Origin of the sequence: Paenibacillus sp. JQZ6Y-1 (assembly GCF_040719145.1) — a bacterium.
GTDB classification, from domain to species: domain Bacteria; phylum Bacillota; class Bacilli; order Paenibacillales; family Paenibacillaceae; genus Saccharibacillus; species Saccharibacillus kandeliae.
The window spans coordinates 1-18915 of the sequence record NZ_JBFDUZ010000010.1; the positions used below are offsets into that span (position 1 = coordinate 1).

The 18915-nt window shown below is 45.1% G+C and carries 16 protein-coding genes; all 16 read right to left on the minus strand.

Annotation, left to right across the window (positions count from 1 at the left end; all coding sequences use genetic code 11):
• Positions 1-2388: pre-toxin TG domain-containing protein (locus ABXR35_RS23395; RefSeq protein WP_367064477.1), on the minus strand; the 2388-nt coding region annotated here is incomplete at its 3' end.
• 15 nt (positions 2389-2403) lie between these two features.
• A complete protein-coding gene (locus ABXR35_RS23400) occupies positions 2404-2739 on the minus strand; it encodes a WXG100 family type VII secretion target (RefSeq protein ID WP_367064479.1) in 336 nt (111 codons plus the stop codon).
• Between the two features lie 18 nt (positions 2740-2757).
• Positions 2758-3033 (minus strand): WXG100 family type VII secretion target, encoded by a 276-nt coding sequence (locus ABXR35_RS23405; protein ID WP_367064480.1) that lies wholly within the window; start codon positions 3031-3033, stop codon positions 2758-2760.
• Positions 3026-3832, minus strand: a complete 807-nt coding sequence (locus ABXR35_RS23410) for a hypothetical protein (protein WP_367064481.1) — start codon at positions 3830-3832, stop codon at positions 3026-3028. The genes ABXR35_RS23405 and ABXR35_RS23410 overlap by 8 nt, the downstream gene beginning before the upstream one ends.
• 28 nt (positions 3833-3860) lie before the next feature.
• Complete coding sequence (locus ABXR35_RS23415) at positions 3861-5096, minus strand: hypothetical protein (RefSeq protein WP_367064482.1); 1236 nt, start codon at positions 5094-5096, stop codon at positions 3861-3863.
• Positions 5097-5319: 223 nt separating this feature from the next.
• On the minus strand, positions 5320-5601 hold the full coding sequence (locus ABXR35_RS23420; protein WP_367064483.1) for an EsaB/YukD family protein: 282 nt from the start codon (positions 5599-5601) through the stop codon (positions 5320-5322).
• 36 nt (positions 5602-5637) lie between these two features.
• Positions 5638-6387, minus strand: a complete 750-nt coding sequence (locus tag ABXR35_RS23425; protein ID WP_367064484.1) for a vWA domain-containing protein — start codon at positions 6385-6387, stop codon at positions 5638-5640.
• Between the two features lie 88 nt (positions 6388-6475).
• Positions 6476-6745, minus strand: a complete 270-nt coding sequence (locus ABXR35_RS23430; protein WP_367064485.1) for a WXG100 family type VII secretion target — start codon at positions 6743-6745, stop codon at positions 6476-6478.
• Between the two features lie 117 nt (positions 6746-6862).
• Positions 6863-10867 (minus strand): type VII secretion protein EssC, encoded by a 4005-nt coding sequence (essC, locus tag ABXR35_RS23435; protein ID WP_367064486.1) that lies wholly within the window; start codon positions 10865-10867, stop codon positions 6863-6865.
• A 22-nt stretch (positions 10868-10889) separates the two neighbouring features.
• Positions 10890-12146, minus strand: a complete 1257-nt coding sequence (locus tag ABXR35_RS23440; protein ID WP_367064487.1) for a hypothetical protein — start codon at positions 12144-12146, stop codon at positions 10890-10892.
• Between the two features lie 15 nt (positions 12147-12161).
• Positions 12162-13241, minus strand: a complete 1080-nt coding sequence (locus ABXR35_RS23445) for a nucleotidyl cyclase domain-containing protein (protein WP_367064488.1) — start codon at positions 13239-13241, stop codon at positions 12162-12164.
• Between the two features lie 589 nt (positions 13242-13830).
• Positions 13831-15111: a phosphoribosylamine--glycine ligase gene (purD, locus tag ABXR35_RS23450; protein WP_367064489.1), complete on the minus strand. Its 1281-nt coding sequence runs from the start codon at positions 15109-15111 to the stop codon at positions 13831-13833.
• 39 nt (positions 15112-15150) lie between these two features.
• Positions 15151-16698, minus strand: a complete 1548-nt coding sequence (gene purH, locus ABXR35_RS23455; protein WP_367064490.1) for a bifunctional phosphoribosylaminoimidazolecarboxamide formyltransferase/IMP cyclohydrolase — start codon at positions 16696-16698, stop codon at positions 15151-15153.
• Between the two features lie 41 nt (positions 16699-16739).
• Complete coding sequence (purN, locus tag ABXR35_RS23460) at positions 16740-17360, minus strand: phosphoribosylglycinamide formyltransferase (RefSeq protein WP_367064491.1); 621 nt, start codon at positions 17358-17360, stop codon at positions 16740-16742.
• The gene (gene purM, locus ABXR35_RS23465; RefSeq protein WP_367064492.1) at positions 17360-18403 is read right to left on the minus strand and encodes a phosphoribosylformylglycinamidine cyclo-ligase; all 1044 of its coding nucleotides are present in this window, start codon (positions 18401-18403) and stop codon (positions 17360-17362) included. Before purM ends, purN begins: the two co-directional genes overlap by 1 nt.
• Positions 18404-18417: 14 nt before the next feature.
• The gene (locus ABXR35_RS23470) at positions 18418-18615 is read right to left on the minus strand and encodes a hypothetical protein (RefSeq protein ID WP_367064493.1); all 198 of its coding nucleotides are present in this window, start codon (positions 18613-18615) and stop codon (positions 18418-18420) included.
• Positions 18616-18915: the final 300 nt, after the last annotated feature.

The following is an 18915-nucleotide window of genomic DNA, read 5'->3' on the forward strand; positions in this document are numbered from 1 at the left end:
GACCCCGCCTGCTGCATCTTCCAGCGTAGTAATCCGCCCCACGTCATCCAGTTGGACTTGGGTGGTTCGACCCGCAGCATCGGTATACGCACGCAGATTGCCCTGCGCATCATAGTCATAGCGGGAGATGCCGCCATTGAAGTCAGTATACTGCTCCACTTGACCGGAATCGGTGTAGCTCCAATAGGCAGAACTTCCATCCGGGCGAACGACGGCTGTCTGGCGACCAACCTCATCGTAACGATATTCCGTCACACTACCTTCGGCATCCACAATCTGAGACAGCAAATGATCCGAGGTATAGCGGTACTCGGTGACGTGCTCCAGTGGATCGATCTCACGGATCAGTTGACCGTGCTTGTCGTACTCATACCGAATCGTCTCACCGAGTGCATTGGTTACGCTCGCCTGCTGACCATTTTCATGGTACGTATATGTGGTGCGACTGCCATCTTCCTTCTGCACTTCAAGCAGTTGTAGCTGCTCATTATGCACTACAGTACGCTGATCACCTAGACGGTTAGTGACCGTTGTTATGATCAGGTCTGGATGACTATCGAGATCGTAATTCAGCCAGGACATAGTACCATTCGCATCGCTTTGACCAATAATGCGATGCTGGTCATCATAGGTGTTCTCAAACTTGGTAATCCCGTCCTGTGTCAAAGACACCAATCGTCCATCTGGTTCGCTCACAAAGATCGTTTCAATCCCGGTTGCATCCGTAAAACGAACAAAGCATCCGTGATCGTCATACTCCATCCGGATGACACGACTAGCATCGCGCACAGAGATAACACGATCCTGGTCATCGTACGTCAACGTAAACTGGCGACCGGTAATTTCATCTGTTAAATGCGTCAGCAATCCTTCGTCATCATAGGTTAATTCTAGCGATAATTGCTCTGCATTTGTTACTCGAATCAAGCGACCTTCTGGATCAAAGGTATGTACTTCCCTTGGTTGTCTGCTTGTTAAAACATATCCTTGCTCGGTCGATTGCAGTTCATCCTGCCGGACATCCAGATCCTTGCTGCGGTACACACCGGATGGCTGCAAATGAAAGACGCTGCGTCGTCCTTCCGTATAATGAACCGTAATCCATGACGGCTGTATATCTTGTTCTAACTTCCGTTGATCTTCCGATTGTTCTTGTGCCGGTTGTTGCTGCTCTGCTGTATCCTCTATTTCTAGACGTACTACATAGTTATGCGTCCAAGCTTTGCCCAATGCTCCCTGTTGCAATCTTCCAGAATGATACAACATTCGGAAAGGCCAAACCGCAGCACCATATAATGATAAAGCATCATGGTCGATAAACTGATGACCGGTTGCCATATGGATAGGGTCGAATGCACAACTTTCTGTATTCGCCTTCTTAACATCTTGGGAGCGAACAGCTTCTTCAATCTTTTTGTTTTTGCTGGTAGAGGAAGAGACATCTTCGATCTTACCCGTTACTTCAGTAGCATGTTCTGTTTTTTGGGTAACCTTTGCTCCTTTGCCTGTTTTGGCAACCGCTCCGAGAATACCAGCGCTGGCTGCAGCCGTAACGCTTGCATCAACACCTGCGGAGTGGTGATCCGCTGTACTTAGATCCTCAGTATGATGCGTGGATGACTCACTATCTACACTGCTGCGCTTTGTTGACGAGGGAGCTGCATCCATGCCTTCTGAACTTCGCTCTGCATGCTCTGCGCTATTGCCGGCTTTGCTGCTTGTTTTGCTGCTGGCACTGCCGAATTCATCGGCTCCGTTTTCCGCTGCCTGCGTGACCGTTTTCCCCTTGCTCGCGGCACTGACACTGCCTGCCAAATCATCAGCATTCCGAGTTGCCGATGATACGGCTCCAGTCACATCGTCGGCATGGCGGGTCGCTTCCCCGACCACGTTGACCACTTCGTCCGCATACTTAGCAACTTTGACTGCTTTGCTGACCCCTTTACCTAGTGGTCCCATCACACCTAATACCCGCTCCCATGCTTCCAGCTTTTCGCCGGTTAACAGGTCACGACCAGTCACTGCTTCGATAATCCCTTTGACATTGCCGACAAAGGGAACAAAATCGAGAACCAAACTTGCCGCTGCCAGCGCAAAGCTAAACACTTTGCCAACGTCGATGTCTTCGCCATTACGGTCGGCTTCCTCGTATTCATCACGCTTGCGGCTCACTAACTGGGACATCTGCTCCAACTGCTGCTGCATCTCGTCCAATTGCCGATGAATGCGGTTAAACGTACTTTCTACACTACCGGTATTCCGTGTTTTGGAACTCAGACTATTCTTCGCCTGATCCAGCTCTTCTTTTAACTCCTCCACTTCCCGTGCAGCCCGATCCAGACTGCGGGAAGCTTGTGTCAGGCTGTCTAATCCGACTTCCAGTTTCATCTATGTTTTCCCCTTTTAGCTGTTTGCTTTACGACGAGCTTCTTTCTTTTTCTCACGCTCGCGTTCTTGTCTTTCCTTCTCTCTACGTTCTTCTTCCAAATCTTCCTGGCGAAATCTCTCCGCTAAACTTTCCAATCGGGAAGCAAAGCTTTCCATATCATTAGCAGTTGTTCTCATGGATTGGCGTACATCATAGTATCCTTCTATAAAATCCCGATACACATTGCCTTCCCACGTCATAGATTCAATTTTGCCATTAACGCTGGCACTTTCTTGTTCAAGTCTATTACTGTTTAAACGTAATTTTCTGGCTGCGTTTTGTAGCTTACGTACATCTGCACGAATGGCCATGTTATTTTCCCTCCCGGCTTACTTTACGGTATCGGCTTGTTTGAATCTCTCGGCAATCGCAGTTAATTCATCTCCGACATCCTTCAATACTTTCGCTGTACTTATCAGTTCTTGGTCTGCATCCTGATACGAGGAATAAAAGCGTTCTCTGGATGCTCCTTCCCACTCTCCGGTCAATCCATCAATTAACGATTTCAATTCTTTTGCCAGTGCGAGACTCTCCTCATTGCTTCGTTGGAAACGTTCCCCGATTTGACGAACATGCTCATGATCAATTTTAATGCGGTCAGTCATTGTTCTGTTCCTCCTTCTGTTCACTCATATCAAATTGCTGTGCAAAACGCTCCAATGCTTTTTTAATTACATGTGGCTTGTACGGTTGAATTTTGAGACGATCCGTACTTGGTTCAGTAACTAGATATAATTTGGCTCCCTGTTGCGCGTAATGATAGGACTCTTTGCTCCAACTGTATCCATTTCGATTCAAAAATGAGATAGAGCCGGAACGTTCTCCTTTTTCAAATACATCCAAAATCGAATTTGCGATTTCTTCCGTACAATCTGCCTTCAGTAATGCAGCGTATTTGACTTCTCGATCAAGTTGTTTCCATGATTGCCATGTGTGCCCTTTCATCTCCACAGCTTTGCCAACATTGTATTTCAGAGTCAACGGGAAAATTCGTTCAATCAACTCTAATGATAATTTGGCATTGGCTACAGGAGTCAGTACGATATCGTGCTGTTCTTCCGATGTGCGCTCGACAACGATAGGATTTGTAAAATAAAATAAACCATCATAATCGCCTGTACCTGCAATTGATTTTTGTATCGAAATAACATTTCCTGTCCCGCAAGCAGCAATCGAAAGACCGAGCATTTCGTCCATATTGAATCCTGTTCCATTTTCCTGTGGAATCAGATATCCTTTTGCGACCAACTGTTCTTCTACCTGTTTGTATTCTTCCTCCAGCTCCTGCATCAAATATCCTCGATACGGATCTTCATAACTTGCAATATCGCGGATTCCTACCATCTGAACTAAAAAGAAAAACTCTTGTTCTGTTAACGGATACATCCATTCCGCTTGTTCCAAAATGTACACTTCCTTTCAATAAAAAAGTCTAAAATCCCTTAATAATATAAATAAGCAATGCCAGTACAACAATGAGGCAGGCTCCTGCCGTACATCCTACCCATAGTCGATGATACAGCGATTGATTTTGTTCAGGCATTGCCTGTTGAAGCAACTTTTTAGCCATCGGAGGAGGCGGCGCGATTTCTTCCAATTCCTCATCCAATTGTTGTTGAATCTCTGCCATCACTACGGATATTTCGATATATAAAGGAGAACTTGAAGATAATTCTTCCAGCAATACTCCATATTTCCATAGAGCAGATGATTTATTGCCTATATGCTCCAAATGCCTTGCTTGCTCAAGATGATTTTGTTGCTCCGATGTAATAGGGCGAATAGAGGAATCTCCAATGGAGTCGATGGAATGACTGCTTTCTACGACCGGTTCACCTGCGGAAGAAACGCTGTCGTTAGCTTTGTTATTTTCTGAATGAATGGGCTTCTGCTCATCCAATCGTACTTGTGCTGCTGTTAAGGCAACATACCATTCGCCAAATGAAGGGCATTGCTGCAATTGCTCTGCATTCCACGCCCTAGCCAGCAGATTAACGATTTCTTGTCCAAAGCGATCGGCTAGTTTTTCCTGCAATGCTATATAGCGTTCACTATCTGGATGTTGCATATCTGTAGGATCAAAATAACTCTCTGCCCAGGTATGATCCACCAGACTCTGATCACTTCTGGATAACATCTCTATCATGATCATACTTCCTGAAAAACGATCAGAATATGCGCTCCAATCTGGATCATCTCGTAAAAATAAAGGGCTATATCCCGTCGCTCCATCTGGTAAATACTCAGGCTCTTCCAACGTTTCTGCATATAACCCCTCAACATCGATAAGCCCGATCTGAATATCTTCTGATTCCTTATGCTGAATCACAATATTCGCGGAGGATAGATCTGTATGTGCAATACCGATCTGCTCCATCTCCATCATTAGATTGGCAAATGCTATAGCGTAATTCAGCGCCTGTTGATCGCTCCATACACTTCGCTCTAGCAAGATATCCGTCCATAATACGCCGTCGATCCACGGCATGTTGATTGCATACAGTAGTTCTGGATGTGCTGCAAGAAGTTCGCTGTCTTCCTGTGGATTAAGAACATAACGCTGACAGATTTCCAACCCCTTAATGGCTGGAAGCTCATTCAATAACCTAGCTTGCTTAACCAAAGATGGGTGCCGAAATGCCGGCTTTAATACTTTCAGTGCAGCCATCTTATGATTCTGGCTTAACAGCTGATATACCGTACCTTGTCGACCTTCCTGACCGTATGGCATATTGGCAAACAACGGATGTTCTGCCATTCGATATGTTTCGCCCCGAATGTCTATTGTTTTCCCCATATCCGGTGGAAACATGATATTAATTCTCCTTTACTGATTGCATCGTACAATCGATCCTATGAGCTGGAACATGATGAGTTTAGATTCCCATGAATTAAATAGTTGAAAAACTTTGGCTCTTTTCCAAGCGGATATAATGTCCATCGACGATCTGAAGTTCCTCAATCGTCTTTTCTATTGAGATTGATCGCCAATCCATTCCATCATCGCTCATTAAGAGCTTACATTCTTCAGCTTGGAAATGAAGAGAGAGCCATTCGTTCATGCCCTTGAGCATTGGCTCCAGCAGTTCTCGCAGAGGTACATTATCCGGCAACTCAATATCCGCTGTTCTCCCTGAAGCATCAATAATCAAAGTTATCAAAGAGTGGTTCATCTATATTCCTTCTTTCTCCCTATAATTCTCAAGCATTTACATTGGAGTAGATGCTGACATCTGAAATCCTAATGAAATCAAGTCCTTGCTCGTCCCAGGAAGCAGCATCAAAGCGCCAGACTGTATCGAATATGCTGATTCTTTCATCATATCCCGATAGCTCTCAGGAATAATCGACGACATGCGCTTTAACTTTTCAGAGTAAGGATCTACTGTAACACTCTCAGCAGTTATGCCCTTCCATGCTCGCGCATCACGAATACGGTGACTCGCTGCATCATCTGTAATAAATATATTCTCAACAAGTACTGCACCATCAGGAATAGACATATTCATGATCCGCTGTACAATCGGTTCAGGATCTTCGCCTGTATAGATACCGTCCGTCATATGACAAATAATCGGTGCAGGACAATTCTGCATAGACTCCATCTCTGTCTGCAAAATCTTCTCTGCCTGCCGGAATGCTTTGGCGGTATCGGTGAATCGCTTAGGATACAGCTTAGGCAATTGATCCAAATTTCCGATTCGATCGATGGATTTAACTCCTCCAAGCAAATCATATACTTCATCACTATAAGCAAGAATGGATATCCGATAACGCGGTGCAATCTTAGTACCCCGCGTAGAACGATATACAATCTGGCGCATAATGGTTTGAAGCGCTTCATTCACCAGTTCCATTCGTTGCCTACCTTCTAATTCAAGCGTCATAGAGCCGCTAATATCCAGCAAATAAATCAGAAGTGCTGGCGTATTGCTAGTAGCCTGTACGGTGTAACTCATGATTGGCATCCTTTCTAAAAGAAATCCGTTTGAGTAGATAAAAAGCCAGGTAAAATCTTACCTGGCTTTTTATGTAAACTTGCTACAATTACTGTTGGTCTGCTTCTCTGAAACGTTGTGCAATAGTTTTCAATTCTTCGGCTACAGCTGTCAGCATTTCTACATAAGTCGTCATGTTCTGTTTGTCAGTCTCGTATCTTTCATAGAAACCTTGGGATGTCATACCTTCCCATTGTGCTTGCATGGAATCCATTGTGGAGTTCAGAGAATCGGACATGTTGCGCGCCTCTTCTGCTGCATTTCTAAATTTGTCTGCCGCCTGATCCATTTCTTCTGGTGTAATCAAAATTCTTGCCATGTGTAATTTCCCCTTTGTTCAAATAGTATTTATATTTTACCTTGCGGTAGAAATATCGTATGGTGGTTCATCTGATTGAGCATATGGCTCAGATTATTATCTGCCCAACATTTAATTTCAAATGTTGAGCAGGGCAGTACGTTGATTTACTTCTAAAACATGCTGCATGACCGGGGCTTCTCCATCCGCAAATGTGTGCACGGTTTTCACACGTACAAATTTACGGCGGATATAATACCCTTCGCCTTCAGGCAGCATCTTGCTTCCCGATGAGAACGGGATTTTGATACCGAACAACTCGGCATCTGCGGCTTCCGATGTTCCAAGCAACCAACCCACCTGAGCAGATTTGATTTCCTTGATCCATTCGTCAAACATTCGATTTATTCCGCTTGCCAAACCAGCAACAACAATGATCACACCACGATCGCGTCCATGTCTGGCGATGTATTCCAAATGTCCGGTAATGGTCTTGGAAATACGCTTGGCTATAAAATCAACATCGTCAATGAGCAGCATAAGTTTGGAATCGTCATAACTATCATCCTCGGAGCGACTTTCCACTTCTTCCCGAAGCTCCTCAAGCATTTGCAAAAAGGTTGGCTCATTGTAGGAATACCCTTTGGTATGATTCAGGTCTTTCAAACTCCCTAGCCCCGGCGAACTACGACGGAAATCGCATAGATAAAGCTCCAGCTCCTCGGGCTTGTATCTTGCTGCAGACATCAGACCAATCGCGCTCAACAGAGAAGTTTTACCAGATTCCATTCGGCCACCAATCGTAAAGTAAGGGCCATCTGCTTCCATATTCCAATCCAGTATATCCAAATTATCAATCTGGATGCCGAGTGGAATACCATTCGAAGAATCTTGATCAAGATCAGATGCTTGCCATACTTCATGCAGTGGGAAGATATCTGGTAATGTACGAATCGGCTCTGGCTTCGAGCCTTCATACGATTCATCCATCTCTACAAATTGCTCACGCAATTGTTTGGCACGGCTTGACTCATTCATCGCATCCAGTGCTAATGCAGTCTGGAATTGATATGGAGGTACACTTCCTTTAATGAAGCCTCGTCCTTCAGAGAGTCCATTCGGAACTTTGCCCAGCCGTCCAACGGCATAGCTATAATCAGAAGGATCGGCGAGCATAAAGGTAACGGCATTCGCAAAATTACTGCGTACACGCTCCAGCATGTCCGATACCCTATTACACGTCACTACAAAATAAATCCCTAAACTAGAGCCCTCCCTGAGCAAAGGCTCTAGACGCTCGTGTAGCTTCTCAAACTGACTTCTAAAGCTGACATAGCTATCAATAACGACCATAATTGCTGGTAGAGCTTGCCCCGTTTCTTCACGATAGCCTGCTCTCGATTTCACACCGTTTTCTGAGAAAAGAATTTTGCGTCGAGTAACGGTATCTTCTAGTAAAGTGAATAACCGTTCCATTTTCTCTTCTTCTTCATCCTGAATGACATCCGCCACATGAGGCAGCAAACGATAATCTTTTAGCATACGTCCAAAATCCAATGCATAGATGTGTATATCTTCAGGTGTCGAGCTTTGTGCCATCGAGTAAAGAAGCGTCTGAATAAACGTCGTTTTGCCCGTTCCAGGCATACCGTAAATGGCCCAATGTCCAGTTTCCAAATCGATATGAAGCGGGAATTGGCTCTGATTTACTACATCGTCCACCAGTCCAACTTTTGGATATAGAGTTTTATTTTGTTCCAGTGATTGAACAGGTAATTGAGCCAAGGAAATACTAGTAGGGAGCGGCTCAAGCCACGGACCCGGAAGTCTGTTAATGCCTCGACGTTTCGCACGTTCAGCAATGTAATCAATCAGCACATTCAGCTGCTTCTGCTTCGGAGCTAGGTCTGAGGGTGCTTCCTGCAACAATTCAAGTGGGTCCTGCAATTTCGTTCGACGTCCATCAAGATCATATTCGTATATGTTCCGATCCGATTGAGCAGACGCAGTGTTAGAAGGATGATACGGAGCCCCACTCCAAGCAAATTGAATGGATTCAAACACTTCGTTACTGCCTACCTGTAAGAATCCGCGACCAGGATTCGTGATATGTGCTGCATCTGGAATTCGAATCATTTCGCGGCTATCGCCCTCATCCTGAACACGCAGACATACACGATATCGTGAGTTACTCCAAATCTTGTCATCCACTACACCGCCTGGCTTCTGAGTTGCCAATAAAAGATGGACGCCTAACGTACGACCAATTGCAGCAATACTGACTAACTCGCTCATGAACTCTGGCTGATCTTTTTTCAATTGGGCAAATTCATCAATAACAATGAATAGATGGGGCAGTGGATGCCTCTCTTTCCAATCGGTTTGATAATATTCATCGATATGCTGGACATTGCCAGCTGCAATGAACAGTCGTTGTCTTCGCTTCAATTCAGCTTTGAGTGAGATTTTGGAACGCTCAATCAAGCCTTCTTCTTCCAAATTGGTGATGGTTGCTATAACATGCGGTAAATCCTGAAAAATATTAGACATTCCGCCACCTTTATAGTCAATAAGCATAAATGCCATATCATGTGGGTGGTATTGCACAGCCAGTGAAGCAATCATCGATTGAATAACTTCACTTTTACCAGAACCGGTTGTACCTGCCATCAAACCGTGTGGACCATGACCTTTGCGTTCAATCTTGTCATGAAGATTCATAATGACCGGCTTTTGACCACCTTTTACACCGACCGGAAATGGAAGCGTATTGGGATAACGATGTTCGTCCCAATTTCCTTCCAACATAAATTGCTCAATATCCTGAATATTCAGCAATTCAAATAGTGTAAGCACATTGGCAATCTCGTCAGCCGAATTTTCCTTCATCCGGTACGGGGCAAGTTTACGAGCAAAACGGTTCGCTTCTTCCAACGTCATACTATCTGGTGTAAATGCTTGCACAAAAGGCATGCTATCTTTAGGCTTAGCGTAAGATTGCTCTACTGCGCCACCCGTGACATTGGTAGAACGCATCATCCCTTGTCCGTTCGCCACATCGATAACCAATTCGCATTCTTTCGGTAGACGATCCTTACTATCTGCCAAAACGATACTGCATACACCAAGCTTGTCAGCTTGTTTCATCATCAAAGGTAAAATCGGTTCATATTCTAACATTTCAATAAATGGAAGAAAGCATATGTAAAATGGTAATGCTTTTTCTTCCTTATTCAACCATTGTCTACGCTGTAAAATCGTAAATAGCTGCTCTAAAATCTGAGGTTGGAAACTTCGTTCTTGAAAAATGTATCGGCTTGAGCGTGCTTCGTTCCATACATGTGGTAACCAACGAATCCAATCCCACTGTTCAGCCTGCGCTTTATTCATGAACACAGACATCTTCACTTCATCTGGCGCATGGTGGGTAGCCAGTTGCGTAATCAATGTACGGCAAAACATGTTTAAATCTTCTTCATTACCGACCAGCCCTACCACTCGATATTTGTTCAAATCCAATAGTGCAGGAGCATTCGGAATTTCTTCAAATCGATCTGCCAGCTCAATCGCTTTTTCAACGAGCGGCTCTTTTTCTATACTCTCCTGTTTAGGAACTTTCATGTCAAAATTACTTGGTACGGTACCAATACCCGATCTAATTTTTATAAAATCAGAGTCCTGCGGAATCCGTTCCCATACTGAAGATTTTCTATCACTGACTACACTGAGGCAAAATTGTGGATCTAGATGAGTCTGATGCCAATTTAGCACCAATTCGTTTTTCCAACTTTGCAAAATCTCGCGTTTTTCATTTAGATGCTCTTCATACAAACGGATTCGCTTTTTTAACTTAGAACGGTATTTATTTTTATTTTGAAAATAAACCAAGATCGGTACCATATAGGAAGCAACCATTGTACATACGGAGATCATCTGTACAACAACAAAGCTGTTATTGCCTCTACTTTGATAAAAAGTCATCATTGCAGCTGCTCCGGCAACCGTAACCATAACCGGAATAATGACAGAAATAATATTAAGCTGTGGTTCCTGTGGCTTGGAAGGCGGATGATAAATCTCCAGCTCCTGTCCGGCCAGTTCTTTAATGATCCTCGGGGATCTACGATAGAAAAAATGGGCCATAGTTATCCTCTTTCTTGCTAATTTATTTCCCGCTGAACAGCATTACGATGAGAACAATAATGACAATGCCAAATACTCCGATGATGCTGTATAGCATCTTTTTGGAAACACCCTGTTTACCGTCTCCCATATAGCTTCGCAATATTTTATAAAGTACATGATCTGTCTGTTCCAGACTTCGGTATGGATCAGGATGCACAGGCAGTCGGTGAATCTGATTACCTGGCATTTGTTTACGTATATCCTGAATCGTCAATTTTTCTACAAAAGGGATACAGTACATCCAGTTGGATTGATCTGTTTGTTTATGTATATCCCTGAATCTTCTGATTTTGTTCTGTCGCCACTCACTTCCAGCTCCCATAACAATCTGAACACTCGCTCTGTAAAATTCATTTCTCCATTCACTTTCAGCAAAGCTACCAATATCTAAAATCAGATAGTTGTGTCCAGCAGTCACGAATTCGCTCATTTCGTGCTTTTTATTTGTTTTATAGTAAGTCACACCTTCAATCGTGAAGTGCGTCGTATTACCTTTAAAATCGGGAGTACCCTGATACGCATTTTCGATGACTGTGAAGTCACTGGAGTTATTCGCCTCTACGATTCCGACCGAATAACCTTTTTTCTTCAAGTAATTAGCAATGACGATACTCTGGTGTGTGGAGCCAACCTTAGACTCTACCCCCATCACTGCAACAATGACCGTACCAATGATTCGATCCAAAGTCACAATCTTTTCCTGCATCGGTACATCAGGCAATTCAAATTCCAGTACGTCCGATCCAGCCAATGTCTGATTACCTTTTATTCGAGAAGTATAACGATAAATGCTATCTTTGACGCGCTTCATCTCGCTGTGACCGGAATCCCAATCGGTAAGCGATACGGTAGGATCATTTTTATCCGGCAGTAGATTTTTCAATGCTGGAACGATTGATTTAGCAGGAGTGCCAGGTGCTGTTGTGATAACCTCTATACCCATATCAGCTAATTGATGAACGGTGCCATCGTCTTCGTACCGATCAAGGGCAATAATAACAATTTTTGTCGCTGGTCTTACCGAGCGATACTGCCGCACTCCTTGAAGAAAAATAGAGGTTGAAGCAGTATCTGTATCCAAAATAAAATTAGTAATATTAATTCTAGATACGGACTCGCAAAACTCCATAAACTCAGCATCTTCAAAACGTCCGGTTTTCTGAAAACTGATATCCGTATGACCGATGGCTTCATGCACAAATGGCGCTGCCTGGCTTGATACTATGATCGCATTCAATGTAAAGCCTCCATATCAATCGTTTAAAATCCTACTATGCTCCAGATCAAAGATGAGATCCATTCCGCTCTGTTGTGTTCGTACGGCTCCTGCCTTGGCTTCGGCAATCAATTGTTCCACTTCCATATTAGGCTTCATGTTGATATACCCGACTCCTGCTTGCCCTGCGGCTTCTACATCTAAGCGATTTTTCAATTCATTACTTAAATCGGAAAGAGAAATAGCAGGATTGGAAACAAGAATGGCGATTCCATTATCTTCATATCGTCCACCAAACCCTTTGCCATCCATGATACGCACGATCGATTTTCCGATGCGACTCAATTGTTCGCGAGCATCTGCAATTTCCTTTGGTGTAAGATGTGATTCATTGAAATCAATATACAGCACACCATAGGCAGCATTTTTTTGAGCCAGTTGTCTAGCTTGCTGCAAAAAATGTTTTCTCGTATATAGAGTTGTCAGATCATCGCGTGCAGATGTAAAGGTGGCTATTTGCAAAAATTCAAATAATCGTTCAAAAATCATAGTGAAAATCAACAAGGCAGAAACGATATAAAATAGTAATCCCCATTGTTGAAAATATACTTTAGCTGTAATGTTGGTAACCACTTGTAAAATCATATGAAGTCCGTAAAAAACCATGATGGCGTTGCTTCTTATTTTGTATCTTGTATCTGTAGAAAGCTTGATGATTGAATAAATCGTAGTCGCTGCCAGTATAAAAAATAGAAGCAGTGACGTCATGGCAATCGGTAAAAATAACGACCCAGCCATAATCAGTATTGATGCTATCGTTGCTCCCAAATGTATGTATAGAGGAGTCTTTCTATTCACAAAATAGAGTCGGAATAAAGCAATTTGCATGACAATAACTCCAACCGTATGCATAGCTACAAAAAACATATAAAATGATCCAGTTTTGGCGGATAGCATGAACATTCCTGCTGTTGCGATAAGCGTAAGCAGTGAAGCTACCAGCATCTTAATATACGTATCATTCTTCCATCTCTGATACATGGCTCTACTCATAATAACGAGTACCACATTCAGAGCCAGTAATATACCATATTCGACTAATTGAAAATCGTTCATTTCTACATTACCTGCCTATAATTCAATCTACGTTTATCTATACGCTGCATCATACATATATTGCTTTTAAAAAATTATCTTTTAGAATAACCAAAATCATCACTTCTTCATGCATAGGTATTAAAGCATGTTATACTCAAAAAAACACGACACTAAGTCCTACATAAATCATAAATAAACACTCAAAAATTTACTTTTGTATATGCCAATGACCAAATAATACTATAAATAGTCTTAAAGTTCTAGTACTATTTTTCCAAAATCCGTTCTTGTATGTAAAAAAAAGAGAATCTATGCGAAATTTACAGAGAATTTGTCTATACTATTCAAATGTGGCTTATGTAGTTTTTCAAATCGATTGCTTTCTGTTTGCATGATAAACAGCCATTTGCGTTTTTACCTAAACGGAGCGATACCATAAGAAATACTGCAAAACAGCATCTATGACAGGCAACTCATTCAGGTACATTATGCAAATGGCTGTACTCTCATTTATCCAATTTCAGCAAATAAACATCCATTCTTTTACTGCTTCATGCACTCAGCACTCAACTTAATGATGCACTGAAATATATGACATCAACATCCATCAACCTTGCTCCACCAGTGCTTTTGCAGCAATATCGCTGCGCTGATGCTTACCTTCAAAGGTGATTTTCTCCGCCTGAGCATAAGCATTCGCACGTGCAGAAGCAATATCGTTGCCAAGACCAACCACACCAAGTACACGACCGCCGTTCGTAACAATCTCGCCATTAGTACCATGACCAGTGCCTGCATGGAAGACGAGTGCCTGATCGGTATCGACTTGATCCAATCCTGAGATTGGCAATCCTTTAGGATAAGACGCTGGGTAGCCGCCAGAAGCGAGGATAACGCATACTGCTGCTTCATCGCTCCACTCAATCTCAATATCCGCCAGCGTGCCATTCACGGTCGCGAGGAAAATATCCAGCAAATCTGTCTTTAAGCGCGGCAGCACTACCTGAGTTTCGGGATCGCCAAAACGGGCGTTAAATTCTACCGTTTTCGGCTTGCCATCGGGCGTAATCATCAGACCAGCGAACAGCACGCCTTGAAACGGGCGCCCCTCCGCCACCATTGCATTGGCTGTCGGAATGATAATGTCGGCGATGGCTTCGTCAATGATCTGTTGATCGATATGCGGCAATGGCGAATACGTACCCATCCCACCCGTATTCGGACCTTTATCGTTGTCATAGACGGGCTTGTGATCCTGAGCAGCAGGCATCACGCGCACGGTTTCACCGTCAACAAAGGCAAGGATGGACATCTCTTGCCCTTCCATAAACTCCTCAATAATAACGCGGCTACCTGCTTCGCCAAATACTTTATCCTGCATGATCGCTTGCAGTGCATCCACCGCTTCCTCCATGCTGCGTGCGACGGTTACGCCTTTCCCCGCTGCTAGACCGTCCGCCTTGATCACGACCGGAATTGGCTGCTGCTTGAGATAGTCCAGTGCTGCTTCGTATTCGTCAAACTTGGCATACGCGGCGGTTGGAATATTGTATTTGTGCAGCAGATCTTTCATAAAGGTTTTGCTGCCTTCGATGATGGCGGCATTTTGACGTGGACCGTAGACGGGGATGCCACGGGCTTCGAATACGTCTACGATGCCGTCAGCCAGCGGATCATCTGGACCAACAACAACGAGACCTACCTGTTTGTCGGCGGCGAAGTCAGCCAGCTTTTGAAACTCATTGACTGGAATGGGCACACACTCTGCAAGCTGTGCAATCCCAGCGTTGCCGGGGGCGCAGTAAATCGTTTCGGTTTGTGGACTTTGGGACAGCGACCATACAATCGTATGTTCACGTCCGCCGCTGCCGATTACAAGAATATCCATATTGTCACACTCCGTTCGTGAAAATGGGGATGCTGCTGATTAGTGTTTGAAATGACGTACGCTGGTAAATACCATCGCGATGCCATGCTCGTTGGCTGCTTTGATCGACTCTTCGTCTTTGACCGAGCCGCCCGGTTGAATGATCGCGGTAATGCCTGCTTGTGCAGCCGCTTCGACGGTATCGCCCATTGGGAAAAAGGCATCGGATGCGAGAATGGCACCTTTTGCTTTGTCACCCGCTTGCTCGATGGCGATTTTGGCAGCACCGACGCGGTTCATTTGACCTGCGCCAACGCCGATTGTCATATCGTCAGCTGCGAGTACGATGGCATTCGATTTCACATGCTTCACGACTTTCCAGCCGAATAGCAGTTGCTTCATCTCTTCCGCCGATGGAGCACGGTCAGTGACAATTTTCAGATCGGCTTCGGTAATGGAATGTACATCGCTCTCTTGTACAACCATTCCGCCTTCCACTTCGGTCACGATCTGCTGCGGTTTACGATCAGCAGAAGATGAGAATTCGCCCATTTTCAGCAGACGGATGTTTTTCTTTTTCGTCAAAATCTCCAGCGCTTCCGGCGTAAAATCTGGTGCCAGAATGATCTCCAAGAAGATTTCGCTCAGCGGCTGTGCGGTTTCCGCGTCGATCACACGGTTGGCTGCAACGATACCGCCGAAGATGGAAGTTGGATCAGCTGTATATGCTTTGTTGTACGCTTCGGCAATTGTGGAGCCTACGCCTACGCCACATGGATTCATATGCTTCACGGCTACAACAGCCGGTTCAGTGAATTCTTTGACGATTTGCAAGGCAGCATTGGCATCGTTGATGTTGTTATACGACAGCTCTTTGCCGTGCAGTTGCTCTGCGGTAGTCAATGTGCCTGCCGAAGCCATCGGCTTACGGTAAAAGGCAGCGCTTTGGTGCGGGTTCTCACCGTAGCGCAGATCTTGAATTTTCTCATACGTCACGGTGTAGCGCTCAGGGAACGGCGTTTCCAGTACTTCCGCCAAATAATCGGAGATCAGGGAATCGTAAGCAGCGGTATGACGGAATACTTTGGCAGCGAGCTGCTTGCGCGTATCCAGCGTCGTATCACCTTCGCTACGTACTTCGTCCAATACGGTTGTGTAATCGCCCGCATCAACCACAACAGTCACAAACGCATGGTTTTTGGCAGCACTACGCAGCATGGTTGGACCGCCGATGTCGATATTTTCAATCGCGTCTTCGTAAGCGACATCTGGCTTGGAGATCGTTTGTTGGAATGGATACAGATTCACGACCACGAGGTCGATGTAGCCCAGTTCCAGTTCCTTCATTTGCTGCTGATGCTCTTCGCTATCGCGGATCGCGAGCAGACCGCTATGTACAGCCGGATGCAATGTTTTCACACGTCCATCCAGAATCTCGGGGAAACCAGTTACTTCGGAGATGCCGATCACCGGTACACCTGCATCGGCAAGCAGATTTTTGGTACCGCCGGTAGAAATGATCTCTACCCCTAACTGCGACAGTTCGCGGCAGAAATCGACTACACCTGTTTTATCGGATACGCTAACCAGCGCACGTTTGATCGTCATGATTGAAAATTCCTCCTTTGTATTGGGAAAAGACATACTGCTTACTGTTCTACAATCACATGTCTGCCATCCTCGGCAAGACGAACCTTTCCAGCGGCAATCTGCGATACGACCCGCGGATACAAGGTCTGCTCAATCTTATGAATCCGCTCTGCCAGTGTCTCTGCTGTATCGTCCGGGTGAATATGTGCAGGCTGCTGGGCAATAATCGGTCCCGTATCCATGCCGTTATCAACAAAATGCACCGTGATTCCAGTCAATTTCACACCATATGCTAACGCCTGTCCAATCGCATCCTTACCGGCAAAGGCAGGCAACAACGACGGATGAATATTGATCATCCGCCCCATATATGGATTCACCAGCGTCGGCGTGAGCAAACGCATATAGCCTGCCAGCACAATCAAATCAATTTGGCGCTTCGCCAGTTCCGCGAGAATGTCCAATTCGTACTCTTCGCGACTGCCATACTCTTTGGGCTGAAATGTAAACATGTCCACGCCCGCTTGCCGCGCACGCTCTACGACCGGGGCTGCCGGTTTGTCACATACTAACAGCTTTACTTCCGCTGGTCCCAGCAATCCGCTGCGCTGTGCATGTACAAGCGCCTGAAAATTACTTCCTTGACCAGACGCAAATACCGCGATATTCAGTGCTCTCATTATACATCCGCTCCGGTAAAGGTAACGATCTTTTGCCCTTCCGTTACTTGACCGATGACATATGCTTCTTCGCCTTGTTCTTTCAATACATCCAATGCTTGCTCGGCTTGTTCTGCTGGAACGACGATTACCATACCAATCCCCATGTTAAAGGTAGTGAACATATCGCGGTTGCTAATGCCACCTTTGGCTTGCATCAATTGGAAAATTGGTAAAATCGGCCAGTTACCGTATTCAATATCAACATTCACGTTGTCCGGCAGCATCCGCGGGATATTCTCGATAAAGCCGCCGCCTGTAATATGCGCCATGCCTTTAACCTGTACCGCTTGTTGCAAAGCCAGACACGACTTCACATAAATGCGCGTTGGCTCTAGCAACACATGTCCTAGCACCGCATTATCCAGCTCTGCCACCTGCGCTGTCAATTCATAACCGCTATCTTCGAGCAGCAGCTTACGCACGAGGGAAAATCCGTTACTATGGATACCGCTGGATGCAAGCCCGATCACTGTATCACCTGCTGCGATGTCGCTACCAGTAATGACTTTCGGCTTATCCACGATACCTACTGTGAAGCCGGCAATATCATATTCGCCTTCCGAATACATACCCGGCATCTCCGCCGTTTCGCCGCCGATCAGTGCACAACCGGATTGACGACAACCATCTGCAATACCAGACACGATCGCTTCGATCTTTTCAGGAATCACTCGGTCACAGGCAAGATAATCAAGGAAAAAGAGCGGCTCCGCGCCTTGTACTACGATGTCGTTCACACACATTGCGACTGCATCGATCCCAATCGTATCGTGCTTATCCATCGCAAAAGCGAGCTTCAGCTTCGTACCAACACCATCTGTACCGGAAACGAGCACTGGCTCCTCGTACTTATCTTTATTCAGTCCAAACAGCGCTCCAAAGCCGCCGAGGTCTGTCATCACTTCTGGGCGAAACGTCGTTTTGACATGCTTTTTCATCCGTTCAACCGCTTCATTGCCTGCCGCGATATCGACGCCGGCCTTTTTATACGCTTCTGACACTGTGATCGCACCTTTCATCTGTTGAAATATTGACGGGAGTTGGGATGGAGCGAGAGTGGGTGTTCTGCTGCTACATCGCTGCGGGAATGGATCGTTCGGGCTTCGCTGTTGCAGACCGGCTTTTTCCGAATGATAACCAGAGTCGTAAAAAGCCGATCCGCAAATGCTCCGCCCGGAACGATTCCATTCCCTCCGCTACGTGCAACGATCACCCTCTCCGCTCCCAACCCAACTTCCGAAGTTTTCGGTGGGGGTAATGGGAAGAGATTGGTAGAGATTAGACAACAATGAATTAGAAATGAATGATTAGAGTTGACTATAGTTCTTGATGGGTTACGTGATTCGTTGGTTGGGATTGTTGTGCTGTCGTGATTGTTTTGATTCCGTGCTATTTATAGGTATAGACTCCATATCCGGTATTCTCTTTGTATGGATCATGTTTGGCGAGGATATTGATGTTGGTTTTGGTTTTAAGGTATCATCCTTATCTTGCCCCTACTACCCACCGGGTC